The organism is Flavobacterium hydrophilum, from assembly GCF_003202405.1.
Classification (GTDB): Bacteria; Bacteroidota; Bacteroidia; order Flavobacteriales; family Flavobacteriaceae; genus Flavobacterium; species Flavobacterium hydrophilum.
Map to the genome: position 1 here is coordinate 409,079 of NZ_QJHL01000004.1, position 12,598 is coordinate 421,676.

General features: G+C 33.6%; 14 protein-coding genes and 1 tRNA gene. 8 read left to right on the top strand and 7 right to left on the bottom strand.

All coding sequences use genetic code 11. The annotated features are described in order from the left end of the window. Positions 1-95 precede the first annotated feature (95 nt). A complete protein-coding gene (locus DMB68_RS17345; RefSeq protein WP_110347897.1) occupies positions 96-1,091 on the top strand; it encodes a substrate-binding domain-containing protein in 996 nt (331 codons plus the stop codon). A 65-nt stretch (positions 1,092-1,156) separates the two neighbouring features. Here DMB68_RS17345 and DMB68_RS17350 read toward each other — a convergent pair whose 3' ends face one another. Beyond that, on the bottom strand, positions 1,157-1,414 hold the full coding sequence (locus DMB68_RS17350) for a hypothetical protein (RefSeq protein WP_110347898.1): 258 nt from the start codon (positions 1,412-1,414) through the stop codon (positions 1,157-1,159). 533 nt (positions 1,415-1,947) lie between these two features. Here DMB68_RS17350 and DMB68_RS17355 point away from each other — a divergent pair. Further along, positions 1,948-2,295, top strand: a complete 348-nt coding sequence (locus DMB68_RS17355) for a ribonuclease E inhibitor RraB (protein ID WP_165830162.1) — start codon at positions 1,948-1,950, stop codon at positions 2,293-2,295. A gap of 426 nt (positions 2,296-2,721) precedes the next feature. Here the strand turns inward: DMB68_RS17355 and DMB68_RS17360 are convergent. Further along, positions 2,722-2,795 (bottom strand) — tRNA-Met (locus DMB68_RS17360). A gap of 153 nt (positions 2,796-2,948) precedes the next feature. Here DMB68_RS17360 and DMB68_RS17365 point away from each other — a divergent pair. Together DMB68_RS17365 and DMB68_RS17370 are read left to right on the top strand one after the other, a co-directional pair. Continuing rightward, positions 2,949-3,341, top strand: coding sequence for an START-like domain-containing protein (locus DMB68_RS17365; protein WP_110348051.1), 393 nt, complete (start codon positions 2,949-2,951; stop codon positions 3,339-3,341). Between the two features lie 54 nt (positions 3,342-3,395). Continuing rightward, positions 3,396-4,235 (top strand): aminotransferase class IV, encoded by an 840-nt coding sequence (locus DMB68_RS17370; protein ID WP_110347900.1) that lies wholly within the window; start codon positions 3,396-3,398, stop codon positions 4,233-4,235. Here the strand turns inward: DMB68_RS17370 and DMB68_RS17375 are convergent. The 5 genes from DMB68_RS17375 to DMB68_RS17395 form a co-directional block, all read right to left on the bottom strand. Further along, on the bottom strand, positions 4,232-4,792 hold the full coding sequence (locus DMB68_RS17375; RefSeq protein WP_110347901.1) for a YqgE/AlgH family protein: 561 nt from the start codon (positions 4,790-4,792) through the stop codon (positions 4,232-4,234). The genes DMB68_RS17370 and DMB68_RS17375 overlap by 4 nt on opposite strands. A 128-nt stretch (positions 4,793-4,920) precedes the next feature. After that, positions 4,921-5,193: an HU family DNA-binding protein gene (locus DMB68_RS17380; protein WP_012022249.1), complete on the bottom strand. Its 273-nt coding sequence runs from the start codon at positions 5,191-5,193 to the stop codon at positions 4,921-4,923. Positions 5,194-5,374: 181 nt separating this feature from the next. Continuing rightward, positions 5,375-6,322 (bottom strand): methionyl-tRNA formyltransferase, encoded by a 948-nt coding sequence (gene fmt / locus DMB68_RS17385; RefSeq protein WP_110347902.1) that lies wholly within the window; start codon positions 6,320-6,322, stop codon positions 5,375-5,377. Continuing rightward, the gene (locus DMB68_RS17390) at positions 6,322-8,217 is read right to left on the bottom strand and encodes a RecQ family ATP-dependent DNA helicase (RefSeq protein WP_110347903.1); all 1,896 of its coding nucleotides are present in this window, start codon (positions 8,215-8,217) and stop codon (positions 6,322-6,324) included. Before DMB68_RS17390 ends, fmt begins: the two co-directional genes overlap by 1 nt. Positions 8,218-8,282: 65 nt before the next feature. Further along, positions 8,283-8,816: an AAA family ATPase gene (locus tag DMB68_RS17395; protein WP_110347904.1), complete on the bottom strand. Its 534-nt coding sequence runs from the start codon at positions 8,814-8,816 to the stop codon at positions 8,283-8,285. A 387-nt stretch (positions 8,817-9,203) separates the two neighbouring features. On the opposite strand from DMB68_RS17395, the gene DMB68_RS17400 reads away from it, so the two are divergent. From DMB68_RS17400 to DMB68_RS17415, 4 genes are all read left to right on the top strand, one after another. Then, positions 9,204-9,500: a DUF493 family protein gene (locus DMB68_RS17400; protein ID WP_110347905.1), complete on the top strand. Its 297-nt coding sequence runs from the start codon at positions 9,204-9,206 to the stop codon at positions 9,498-9,500. Positions 9,501-9,502: 2 nt separating this feature from the next. After that, entirely contained in the window at positions 9,503-10,231 is a 729-nt protein-coding gene (locus tag DMB68_RS17405) for a DUF4290 domain-containing protein (RefSeq protein ID WP_110347906.1), read from the top strand. 102 nt (positions 10,232-10,333) lie between these two features. Beyond that, complete coding sequence (gene murA / locus DMB68_RS17410) at positions 10,334-11,647, top strand: UDP-N-acetylglucosamine 1-carboxyvinyltransferase (RefSeq protein ID WP_110347907.1); 1,314 nt, start codon at positions 10,334-10,336, stop codon at positions 11,645-11,647. A 14-nt stretch (positions 11,648-11,661) separates the two neighbouring features. Continuing rightward, positions 11,662-12,537 carry a cation diffusion facilitator family transporter gene (locus tag DMB68_RS17415; protein WP_110347908.1) on the top strand — a complete coding sequence of 292 codons (876 nt, stop codon included), beginning with the start codon at positions 11,662-11,664 and terminating at the stop codon, positions 12,535-12,537. The last annotated feature ends 61 nt before the right edge of the window (positions 12,538-12,598 follow it).

Here is a 12,598-nt window from a genome sequence, read left to right on the forward strand (position 1 = left end):
AATAAAAAAAGCGACTTTTGAAATAAAAAAATTAATTTTACAACTTTCATTAAATATTTAACTTAAAACTCAAGAATATCATAACAATCAAGAAAATTGCAGAGTTAGCCAATGTTTCTCCTGGAACAGTTGACAGGATTATTCATAAGCGTGGGCAGGTATCGCAGGAGAATATAGATAAGGTAAATGCTATAATTAAAAAACACGGATTTAAACGAAATATTTTTGCAAGTAATTTGGCTTCGAAGAAGAAGTGCAAAATTGCTGTTTTTTTGCCAAAGTTTGAGAAGCTGGAATATTGGGAATATCAGCTAAATGGAGTAAAAAAGGCAGCCGAAGATTTTAGGAAATTTGGTATTGAATTGCATTATTTTCTTTATGACTTTGATAGTATATCGTTTCAGGAAATGATTTCTAAGGTGCTTGACTTTGAGTGCGACGGATTGCTTTTTTCTCCTATTTTTCATGAAGAATCTATTGTATTTCTTGATGAATATAAAAAGAAAAATAAACCGGTAGTGATGATCGACTCTGATATTAAAGACAAAATAAATCATTATTATATTGGTCAGGATGCTTTTAAAAGTGGTTATTTGGCAGGACGTCTCATTAGTTTTGCAGTAAAAAATGAGCGTAATGTACTTATCGTTAAGATAGCCAAGGAAATAGACAGTACCTCGGTTTACTTACAGCGTATTAAAGGATTTTATACTTTTTTTGAAGAACATTCCGAACTCACTAATTTTAACTTTTCTGAAATTACTATCAAAGATCCTGATGTAAATCTGCTTAATTTGGAAATGTTTGAAAACGTCAGTAGTATATTTGTACCTAATTCAAGGGCATATATTGTGGCCCAATTTTTAGAAAAGCAAAACATAAGAGGAATAAGAATAATAGGTTATGACCTCTTAAAAGAAAATATAACATACTTAAATTCTGGAATAATTGATTTTTTAATTAATCAAAAACCTGAAGAACAAGGATATATGGGGATAAATTACCTCTATAAAAAAATTATTTTACAGGAAAGTTTAGAGGCGAATCATTTTATACCACTGGATATAATTGTAAAAGAAAATTACATGTAAGTTTAAAATAAGACCTCCTGTAGTGTTTACTTCAGTTTCGTACTATTTTTTATCTAATATATTATTTATTTCTCTTGCTCTAAATTATCAGCAGCAGAAATCTGGTCGAGGATATTGGTTTGGTTGGGCGAAATGTAGTTTTTTACTTCGCTGGTATTTTCTTTCTTAAAAAGAAGATCTAATGCATTGTATAGCTTTAATAAAACATCCTTATCTTCTTTTTGAATCTCTAAAGCAGTATTGAAATTAAAAACATAATTATTTGAATTACGTACTTCTACTTTTATCGTTTTTGATGTGATTTTGAATTTAACTATATCCATATTGTTTGTAATTGCTTTGTGAGATTGCAAAGTTATTGTAATTATAATTAATTCTATAAATAGATCAGTTGAAATTTAGAAACACCGGCAAACATAGTAGTAATTATCAAAAGGCAATGGAGTTCCCTAATCAAGAACTGCTTTTTTTAGGACCCCTCACGAATCCATTGCGCAGAATGTTCATCTTTAAGATAATAATCAAAACATTGACCGATATGGTCAGTTAAATCAGCATGCTAAGCCGAGTCATTAATTACATGTCTGCCAAATTGATATAAGATCAGCTTATTATAGAGATTATAAAGTGTAGTCTTCCAGAATACTTTTAGGGTAAGAATGAGGCATTATTCTAAATAAGTATTAAGTTGGGATTGTATGTTAAGTTTGTATTACTCTTAAAGGTAGCGCTTGATAGTTACTGAGCTTTTCTTTTAATTTATGGTATAAAACTACAACCCAAAATTAAAATGGAAATCTTACGTTTTTTAAAGCCTAAACAAAAAAAACAATTTATATCTGAAACTGATTTTATTATGAATCAGCATAAACAATTTCGACTTGCAACAGAATCGCTGGTAAGTTTGCGTGATGCTGCAGTTGAAGAGGAAGATGAATTAAAAATTGATTACTTTTTTTATACGGATACTTTGGAAAAATCACAAAAAATAGAAAAAGAAATTCGAAAAATGAATTATGTTGTCAATCAGGAAATTGCTTTCAATAACAAAAATCTTTTTATAATTTCCGGTAGAACTACAGAAATCAGGATGATGCACGAAGCTTTAAGAAAATGGGTTGAAGAAATGTGTGCATTGGGGTATAAATATGACTGTAGTTTTGACAGTTGGAAAATTGTGCATGAAGAGAAAATCCAAATTTAATGTGCTGTTCGAACGTTTCTGACTTCGTATTCTATCACGTGGATTGAAATCCATGCAGGTGATCTAAGTCAGGTATCAGTATTAAATATAAAAATATCATTTTTGTGCCAAACTTATATTGAAATATAGATAAGGCATGGGATAAAATATGAATAGTGCATGAAAATAAAAGCATAAGGGTTCTTGTGCATTTCGTAGAAAATTGGAAGTGTATAGTAAAAATAATAGTGGGGCTGGATTTAATTATTGAGGGGTTAAAATCTGAATAAAGAAGGTTGTAGGCTCATTTCGATCGAAGACTCAGTGAATATGAAAGTACTTATAATCGATTTCGAACCGTAAAAAGCAGAAATAGAGAACTGTTTTTTCTGGTCTGTTTAAAATAAAAAACCCTTAAACATTTATTGTTTAAGGGTTTGCCTTTTGTAGCGAGGACGGGAGTTGAACCCGTGACCTCAGGGTTATGAATCCTGCGCTCTAACCAACTGAGCTACCTCGCCTGGACTGCATGTGAAATGAATTCCTCATTGCGGGTGCAAATATAAAAATTATATTAAAGCGAACAAGCATAAAATGAAGAAAAAAAAATATTTTTAAAAATGCATTGTTTTTGGACAGATATTCTTATATTTCCAAAAAATTAAATGCAACACATGGATTCAAAAATACGTTACGAAATAGAGTTTCCAATTAATTCTTCGCCACAGCTATTGTATCAATATATATCAACACCTTCAGGTCTGTCAGAATGGTTTGCAGACAATGTAAATTCAAGAGGTGAATTTTTTACTTTTATTTGGAATGATTCGCAGGAAAAGGCACGTCTGGCATCTAAAAAAACAGGCGAAAAAGTAAAATTTAAGTGGGTTGATGATGCAAGCAAAGACACAGATTATTTCTTTGAACTGCATATATTGGTTGATGAATTAACCAAAGATGTATCATTAATGGTTATTGATTTTGCCGAAAAAGAAGAAGTAGGGGAGGCTAAACAATTGTGGGAGAACCAAATCTCAGATCTGAAACATCTTATAGGATCTGTTTAGTAAAAGTCTATTTTATGCTTTATATTTGCCCTGAACAAAATTCAGGGTTTTTTTATGATCAATTTTAACGGAAACATAGTTGGGCAAGAGGAAAATATATTAACTCAAAATCGTGCTTTTTTGTATGGCGATGGCGTTTTTGAAACACTAAAAATAATCAACGGTAAAATTTTGTTTCTGGAAGATCATTATTTTAGATTAATGGCTTCAATGCGTGTGGTAAGAATGGAAATTCCAATGAATTTCACCATGGAGTATTTTGAAGAGCAGGTTTTAAATCTTATAGAACAAAAAGGAATTTCAGCTTCTGCAAGAGCAAGAATAACTGTTTTTAGAAACGATGGCGGATTGTATTTACCCAAAACGAATTTTGTTTCTTATTTAATTAATGCCTCACCTCTTGAAGATGCCTTTTATGCTTTAAATAAAGCGCAGTATGAAGTTGATTTGTATAAAGACTTCTATGTGACAAAACAGTTGTTATCGTCGATTAAAACGACTAATAAATTGATAAATGTTACCGGAAGTATTTTTGCACACGAAAATGGCTTAGAAAACTGTATTTTGCTTAATGATACTAAGAATGTAGTTGAGGTGTTACAAGGGAATTTATTTATGGTTACCGGCAAAAAACTAATCACCCCGCCCATTTCTGAAGGTTGTCTAAATGGTGTTATGCGTAAGCAAATTTTAGCTTTAGCAAAGAAAATAGAAGGAATAGAAGTGGTCGAAGAGATAATTTCACCATTTGATCTTCAAAAAGCAGATGAATTATTCCTGACAAATGTAATCACAGGGATACAATCGATAACAAAATACCGAAAAAAGGAGTTTAAAGATAATCTGGCTCATTTATTAGTACAAAAACTGAATGAATCCATATCTGAAAATTAATTCAGATATGGATTTTCAGGTGCATTTGACCAGATAAGATAATCACCTCCCAGTTCTATAATTTGTTCTTTCCAAAAATGAGTGGTAGATTTTCCGATAATTTTGTTTTTATAACTGTTATCAGTGATAATCCACGAATTTCCCTGCATTTCATTTTCAAGTTGATTTTCTTCCCAACCTGTATAGCCTAAGAAAAAACGAATATTATTTTTGTGAATAGATCCGTCATTTATTAAGTCCTTAGTCGATTCAAAATCACCTCCCCAATAAATTCCATTTGAAATCTCAACACTGTTTGGGATTAAATCAGGAATGTTGTGAATGAAATAAAGATTGTCCTGTTCTACAGGACCCCCATTGTATATTTTGAAATTGGCATCAATTTCAGGAATTAAGTCATTAATAGTGTATTTTAATGGTTTATTAATGATAAAACCTATTGATCCTTCTTTGTTATGGTCTGCTAATAAAATTACCGATCTGTTAAAAGATAAATCTCCAATTATTGAAGGCTCGGCAATAAGCAGGTGTCCTTTTTTTAATTTTTCTGAAATCATACGGCTACAATTTTTATTAAATTTAATCATAAAATAATTAAAAACCCAAATAAAATCGTTAAACCGTATAAAAAAACCCTCAAAAATGAGGGTTTCAATTATATTATAAGTTTAGAGAACTTTCTTACTTAGTTCACTGCACCTTCTAATTCAGCTCCAGCTTTGAATTTTACAACATTCTTAGCAGCGATTTTGATAGTTTTTCCAGTTTGTGGGTTTCTTCCATCTCTTGCAGCTCTTGCAGATACTGACCAAGATCCAAATCCTACTAATGAAATTCTTCCACCTTTTTTCAAAGTAGTACCTACATTACCTAAAAATGACTCTAAAGCTAATTTTGCCGCAGCTTTTGTAATTCCTGCATCAGCAGCGATAGCATCGATTAATTCTGATTTGTTCATAATAATTAGTTATTAATTGTTGGTTAAAAAAAATTGTTAATACACAAATTTAGTAGGAAATCCGTTCCTTGCAAGTGTTTTCTTTAAATTTAGCAAAAATTGTTAATAACTTGCTTTTTTTGTTCATAAAACAAAGAATTTTATCACTAAATATAGTTAGAAACCCTTGTTTTATTGGTGTTTAATAAACTTTTACATCGTCAGAAAAAGTGATACCATTTAATAATTCGGCGACCTTCATTCTCTTTTTTCCCGGTAATTGTAAACTCAATAATTCTAAAAAGCCGTCCTGAACTGCAACTTTTAATTCTTTTTTACCAGAAATTAGTTTTCCAATTTCGTATGGATGAGCTTCCAATATTAGTTTTGCTTCGTATATTTTGATGCTTACTTCCTCATTTTTATCTTTTAAAAAACACCAGGAAGCAGGATATGGACTCAGGCCACGAATCAAATTATTAATTTCTGTCCCGGATTTTGTCCAGTCAATTTTGCAGTTTTCCTTGTTTAGTTTGTATGCTGTTTTAATTTCTTCATTGTCTTCCTGTGTAGTTGTTGTTACATTTCCTTTTTCAATCACTTTCAAAGTGTCAATTACAGTTTGGCTTCCTAACAACATCAATCGGTCGTGCAGTTGTCCTGCATTTTCTTCCGGAGCAATAACAATTTCAGAATTTAAAATCATAGCTCCCGTGTCAATCTTATCATCTATAAAAAAAGTAGTAACACCAGTTTTGCTTTCGCCATTAATGATAGCCCAGTTAATAGGAGCTGCTCCGCGGTAATTAGGCAATAATGAGGCATGTAGGTTAAAGGTGCCCAGACTAGGCATTTCCCAAACTACTTTTGGCAGCATTCTAAAGGCAACTACAATTTGTAAATTGGCGTTCAAAGCTTTTAACTCTGCTAAAAAAGCTTCATCTTTTAAATTGGTTGGCTGTAATAAATTAAGACTGTTTGCAAGAGCATATTCTTTTACGGCCGAATATTTTATTTTTTGTCCGCGTCCTGCCGGTTTGTCTGCAGCAGTAATTACGCCAACTACCTCGTAATCGTTTTTAATAATGGTATCCAGAATGCCAACAGCAAATTCCGGAGTTCCCATGAATATAATTCTCAATTTTTCCATTATAATTTTAAAGTGTATTTATTGTTCGCTAGTATGGTAATATGATTGTTTTCTAATAATTCCTGAAGCACCAAAATGATATCGTTGGCATCTAATTGTATTTGAGTCTGAATTTCTCTCGAAGTCAACGCGGCTGATTTTAATAAATGCAGAATTTTATCAGCTATCGAATCGGCTTCGGTGATTTTTCCTTTTTGTGTGATGCAGTAAGAGCAGATTCCGCAATTCTCCATCGTTTCTTCTCCAAAATAATCTAAAACCAATCTGTTTTTGCAGGTTTTGCTTTCCTTTATATAATACAGGACAGACATCAATTGTTCTTTTTTTAGCTGATTTTGTTTTTCCAGGTATTTTGAAACTCTATTTATAGTTAATTCATCTTCGCGAACTTCATTAAATAATATAGTTGCATCGTTATTTTTTGACTTATATTCGATGATTTCCTTTTCTCTCAGTTTTTCTAAAACAGCCGAAACCTGTTCTTCTGTATGATGTGATTTTTTGGCTATCAGTGAAAGATTAAAAGGTGTTTTCATTTCATAAACACCGGGATAAGTTCTCAAAATTGCCAGAATAATTTCTTCATCATTAGGATTCAGGCTTATGTAACGAATCACTTCTTTCGACTCGATTAAAAATTGCATGGTAATCTTTTCTGAAAATTCCTGTGACATGGTAATGATTCCCTGCTGATTCAAAAACTGCAAAGAATTATAGGTTTTTAAAGTAGGGAAGTCGTATTTATTGCAAAAATGATTGAGTTTAAAGGAAAAAGAATCATCTAAACCTTCGCCATAGGCAATCTGAAAATAATTGCAAAGTTTTACATACATCGTTTTTAGAAACTTTTTGTCTGGCAGAACACTCAAAAACTGCTGTTCTGTCTGATTGGCATCTGAATTATTAAAAAGCAAAACCGAAAAAGCTTTTTCTCCATTTCGTCCGGCTCTTCCGGATTCCTGATAATAATTTTCAAGGTTTTCAGGCAATTGTGTATGAATTACGGTTTTTACGTTGTCCTTGTCAATTCCCATCCCAAAAGCATTTGTGGCAACAATGACCTGTGCTTGTTCAGACATCCACAATTGCATGTTCTTGTCTTTTTCTTTAGCCGAAAGTCCACCGTGATAATATGTTGCCCGAAATCCTAAAGATTGTAGCTGAGTCGACATATTTAAACACGATTTTCTATTTCGTACATATATAATAGAAGGCTGTGGGTTTTTCTTTAAAATTTGTTCAGTGCGATACAATTTGTCTTCGACTTCAAAAACCATGTAGGCAATATTTTTTCTTTCGAATGATTGTTGAAAAAGTACAGGATTTTTCAAGTCCAATTCGGTTTTTATATCTTCAATAACTCTCGGAGTTGCCGTAGCGGTCAAAGCCAAAAACGGAATCTTCGGAAAGTATTTCTTAAGTTCTGAGATCTTCAGATAAGCCGGACGAAAATCGTGTCCCCATTGCGAAACACAATGTGCCTCGTCAATTGCAATTAAATTTATAGGAAGATTTTTGATGCGTTCCAAAATCCAGTCAGACTGTAAACGCTCAGGCGAGAGGTATAAAAACTTATAATTTCCGTATTGACAATTATCCAGAAGATCGATGATTTCTTCTGTATGGATTCCACCTGTAAGAGCGATGGCTTTAATTTGTCGTTTTTCCAAATTCGCGACCTGGTCTTTCATCAGCGCAATCAAAGGTGAAATTACCAGACAGATTCCTTCGAGCATCATGGCCGGAACCTGAAAACAAATCGACTTTCCTCCTCCGGTAGGCAGCAGTGCAAAAGTGTCCTGACCTTCTAAAACCGAATCAATAATTTCTTTTTGCAGCGGTCGGAAACTGGTATGTTTCCAGTATTTTAAAAGAATATCCTGTGCTTCCTGCATGGCCAAAGTATTAAAGTTAAAAATTTAGAAATCAGTTTCTAGTTTTGCAACTTTAAAACCGGCTGCTAAATTTTGTCTAAGATATAAAGAATTCTGTTTTCAACTGTGTCTTTCGGAACCTCAATTAAATCGTAACCGTATTTTTTATACGTCTCAATAAGATGTTTTTGTATTTCCAGTGCCTGTTCAAAATTTTCGTAACGTTCTGTGTCGCTCTGGTAAATTTCTTCCCACGGCGGTAAAATAAAAGTCTTAGAATATTTGTAATCCTCACAGGCTTTTGTGAAAAACTCGGGATATTCGTCTCCAATATAATCCATGTAAGCCACCACATCAGGAATTCCACGGTCAATAAAAACAACACTGTCAGGCTCTTGCGAAGCATTTTTAAATTGCTGAATGCGTCCTTCAAGCAACATTTCGCTAAACAATAAAGGCTGTTCCAAAAACAATTGCTCGACACCTCTTTTTTGGGCTTCGAGTGTAACTTCTCTTGAAATTTCAGGGTAACAGCAATAGCCACGAGCTACTAATTCGTTTATAAGCGTAGATTTTCCTGTGCCAGGACCACCAAGGAGAACTATGATTTCTTTTTGCACTTTCGTAAAATAAAGCGCAAATTTACCTAAAGTTATTTATAATTAAAAAGAATATTTGTCAGAAGCGAAAGATTTGGCATTTTAATAAACATGGTTCCTGCTGTTCGCTTTAATCTTTTACTTTTTAAAGAAAAAAGCAAAAGGATTTCCGCTTCCATCAGGGCTAATTAGGAAGCATGTTTTATCTATAGAATTAATCTTCTGAAAATGTTTCTTGTAGCATTTCATGAGTTCCCGCATTTTGTTTGCAAAGTATTAATTTTTTATATTGTATTCCATCTCTTCTAAATCAAAAATGATAAGTTGTCTGCCATTTAAAAAAATCTAAAATCTAAAATCTAAAATCAGAAATCAAAACCGTATATTTGCGTTTATTTTTAATTACGAATGGAGAACGACAAAGAAAAAAACACCGCCGAATTTTACGAAAGACTAAAGGTTGAGCTGGATAACTCAAACACCTGGCCTGCAGAATATTTGTATAAATTTATAGTGCCTTCGGTAGCCGATAATGTTGAGCGGGTTGAAAAAGCCTTTGACAGAATGGGTGCGGTTATCAAAACAACAAAATCTAAAACAGGTAAATTTACCAGTGTTTCTATAGATGTAACGATGAATAGTGCTGACGAAGTGATTGGCAAATACAAGGAAGTTTCTACGATAGAAGGTATAGTCTCATTATAATTATGGTCGAAAAATATAAAAAAGAAAACGCAAACGACGTTGTTTTCAACTTAGAATATAATTCTGAAAGGCAGCGTTTACTTATTCCGGAATATGGTCGTCATTTGCAAAAACTGATTGATCAGGCCACTCATATTGAGGATGATGAAACACGCAATAAAGCTGCGAAATATATCATTCAGGTAATGGGAAGCTTAAATCCGCATTTGCGTGATGTGCCGGATTTTCAACATAAATTATGGGATCAGCTTTTTATAATGTCTGATTTTAAATTAAATGTAGAATCTCCATATCCAATTCCGTCACGTGATGTTTTGCAGTTAAAACCGGATGTTTTACAGTATCCGCAAAATTTTCCTAAATACAGATTTTACGGAAACAACATCAAATACATGATTGATGTTGCCAACAAATGGGAAGAGGGCGAAATGAAAAATGCACTGGTAATGGTTATTGCGAATCACATGAAAAAATCTTTTTTGAGCTGGAACAAAGACACGGTAAAAGATGATGTGATTTTTGAACATTTATATGAGCTTTCAGGAAGTAAAATTAATTTATTGCAAAGTACTGAAGAGCTTTTAAACACGACAGATTTAATGCGTACCAATAAACGTATGTCTAATAAAATTTCTCCTGCCGGACAGCCAAAAATTCAAAGCAATAAAAACAATAAGGGGCAGGGAAAACCGAAACCCTTTCAAAAAAATAACAATCAAAAGAATCAATAAAAGTTAGTAAATGTCTAAGCTACTAAGTTGCTAAGCTTTTCTTTGAGGGAGAAAAAACTTAGAGCCTTAGAATCTCAGTAACTCAGAACCTAAAAAAAAGATATGGGAATTTTTAAAATCGAAGGAGGAACTCCTTTAAAAGGAGAAATCACTCCGCAAGGAGCAAAAAATGAGGCACTACAAATTTTATGCGCCGTGCTTCTAACGGGGGATAAAGTAACAATTAATAATATTCCCGATATTATAGACATCAATAAATTAATCACTTTGTTGGGTAATTTAGGAGTTAAAATTCAACGAAATGAACCAGGTTCGATTACGTTTCAGGCCGATGAGGTGAATGTTGGATATTTAGAAACCGAGGCTTTCAAAAAAGAAGGTGGAGCACTTCGTGGTTCTATTATGATTGTTGGACCGCTTTTGGCTCGTTTCGGAAAAGGATATATTCCAAAACCGGGTGGGGACAAAATTGGCCGTCGCAGATTAGATACACACTTTGAAGGTTTTATTAATCTTGGAGCAAAATTCAGATACAACAGAGAAGATCACTTTTACGGAGTAGAATCTCCTGAAGAAGGATTACAGGGAACAGATATGCTTTTAGACGAGGCATCTGTAACGGGAACAGCAAATATCGTAATGGCTGCTGTTTTAGCAAAAGGACAAACTACAGTTTACAATGCTGCATGTGAACCTTACTTACAGCAATTGTGCAAAATGCTGAACTCAATGGGAGCTAAAATCACAGGGGTTGGATCTAACTTGTTGACTATCGAAGGTGTTGAAAGCCTTGGTGGATGCGAGCACAGAATTCTTCCGGACATGATTGAAATTGGCTCATGGATTGGTCTTGCAGCGATGACAAAAAGCGAAATCACAATCAAAAATGTAAGTTGGGACAATTTAGGTTTGATTCCAAATACATTTAGAAAACTAGGAATTACAATAGAAAAACGCAACGATGATATTTACATTCCTGCTCACACAAACGGGTACGAAGTAAAAACAGATATTGACGGTTCAATATTAACCATTGCCGATGCACCATGGCCAGGATTTACGCCTGACTTATTGAGTATCGTTTTGGTTGTAGCAACACAGGCAAAAGGAGACGTTTTAATTCACCAGAAAATGTTCGAAAGCCGTTTGTTTTTCGTAGATAAATTAATCGATATGGGTGCAAAAATTATGTTGTGTGACCCGCACAGAGCTGTGGTTATGGGGCATAATTTCGAATCTCAGTTAAAAGCAACCACAATGTCATCTCCGGATATTCGTGCCGGGATTTCATTATTAATTGCCGCACTTTCAGCAAAAGGTACAAGTACTATTCAAAATATCGAACAAATTGACCGTGGATACGAACGTATCGATGAGCGTTTGAGAGCTATTGGAGCTAAAATTGTAAGAGAGTAGATAAAAATTCTCAAATGACAAATGAACAAAAAGCTATAAAAGCTACATACTTTAGTATAGCCGGAAACACCTGCTTAGCCCTTACAAAAGGCTTAGCAGGTTTTTTTGGCAATTCTTATGCCCTGATTGCAGATGCGATCGAATCGACTACGGATATATTTTCGTCTTGTCTTGTCTTGTTCGGAATCAAATATTCGAATAAACCGGCAGATGAGAACCATCCTTATGGTCACGGTCGGGCAGAGCCTCTAATTACCTTTTTAGTTGTAGGTTTTTTAATTACTTCGGCGACAATTATTGGATACGAAAGTATTGCCAATATTAATACTCCACACGATTTACCAAAATCGTGGACATTGTATATTTTAGGAGCAATCATTATCTGGAAAGAATATTCGTTCCGACTGGTAATGAAACGCAGTAAACAAACTAATAGTTCTTCATTAGCGGCCGATGCATGGCACCATCGCAGTGATGCAATTACATCTGTGGCAGCATTCATCGGAATTTCGATTGCACTGTTTATGGGAAAAGGCTACGAATCAGCAGATGACTGGGCGGCACTTTTTGCTGCTTTTTTTATCTTATACAACAGCTATAAAATTTTCAGACCCGCACTTGGTGAAATCATGGATGAAAACCTAAATGATGATTTGGTTGAAGAAATACGTGTAAAAGCTTTAAAAGTTGAAGGAATTCTGGGCACTGAGAAATGTTTTATACGTAAAGCCGGAATGCGGTATCATGTAGATCTTCACGCAATTGTTTCAGCTAAAATTTCGGTAAAAGAAGGACATGATTTGTCACATAAACTACAGGATACTTTAAAAGAAAAAATACCTCAATTAGGAAATGTTTTGATTCACATAGAACCAGATGATTATCATTGAGAAAAACGTTCTGAGATACTAAGGTTTAATATAAAAATCCGTTTGTTCTTTTTAAAAAAGT

Excerpts from the sequence above, each read along its gene's own strand:
- murA (WP_110347907.1), top strand. The coding sequence starts at position 10,334 with ATGGGAATTTTTAAAATCGAAGGAGGAACTCCTTTAAAAGGAGAAATC.
- DMB68_RS17390 (WP_110347903.1), bottom strand. The coding sequence starts at position 8,217 with ATGCAGGAAGCACAGGATATTCTTTTAAAATACTGGAAACATACCAGT.
- DMB68_RS17375 (WP_110347901.1), bottom strand. The coding sequence starts at position 4,792 with ATGATTTCAGAAAAATTAAAAAAAGGACACCTGCTTATTGCCGAGCCT.
- fmt (WP_110347902.1), bottom strand. The coding sequence starts at position 6,322 with ATGGAAAAATTGAGAATTATATTCATGGGAACTCCGGAATTTGCTGTT.
- DMB68_RS17405 (WP_110347906.1), top strand. The coding sequence starts at position 9,503 with ATGGTCGAAAAATATAAAAAAGAAAACGCAAACGACGTTGTTTTCAAC.
- DMB68_RS17370 (WP_110347900.1), top strand. The coding sequence starts at position 3,396 with ATGATCAATTTTAACGGAAACATAGTTGGGCAAGAGGAAAATATATTA.
- DMB68_RS17380 (WP_012022249.1), bottom strand. The coding sequence starts at position 5,193 with ATGAACAAATCAGAATTAATCGATGCTATCGCTGCTGATGCAGGAATT.
- DMB68_RS17365 (WP_110348051.1), top strand. The coding sequence starts at position 2,949 with ATGGATTCAAAAATACGTTACGAAATAGAGTTTCCAATTAATTCTTCG.
- DMB68_RS17355 (WP_165830162.1), top strand. The coding sequence starts at position 1,948 with ATGAATCAGCATAAACAATTTCGACTTGCAACAGAATCGCTGGTAAGT.
- DMB68_RS17415 (WP_110347908.1), top strand. The coding sequence starts at position 11,662 with ATGACAAATGAACAAAAAGCTATAAAAGCTACATACTTTAGTATAGCC.
- DMB68_RS17400 (WP_110347905.1), top strand. The coding sequence starts at position 9,204 with ATGGAGAACGACAAAGAAAAAAACACCGCCGAATTTTACGAAAGACTA.
- DMB68_RS17350 (WP_110347898.1), bottom strand. The coding sequence starts at position 1,414 with ATGGATATAGTTAAATTCAAAATCACATCAAAAACGATAAAAGTAGAA.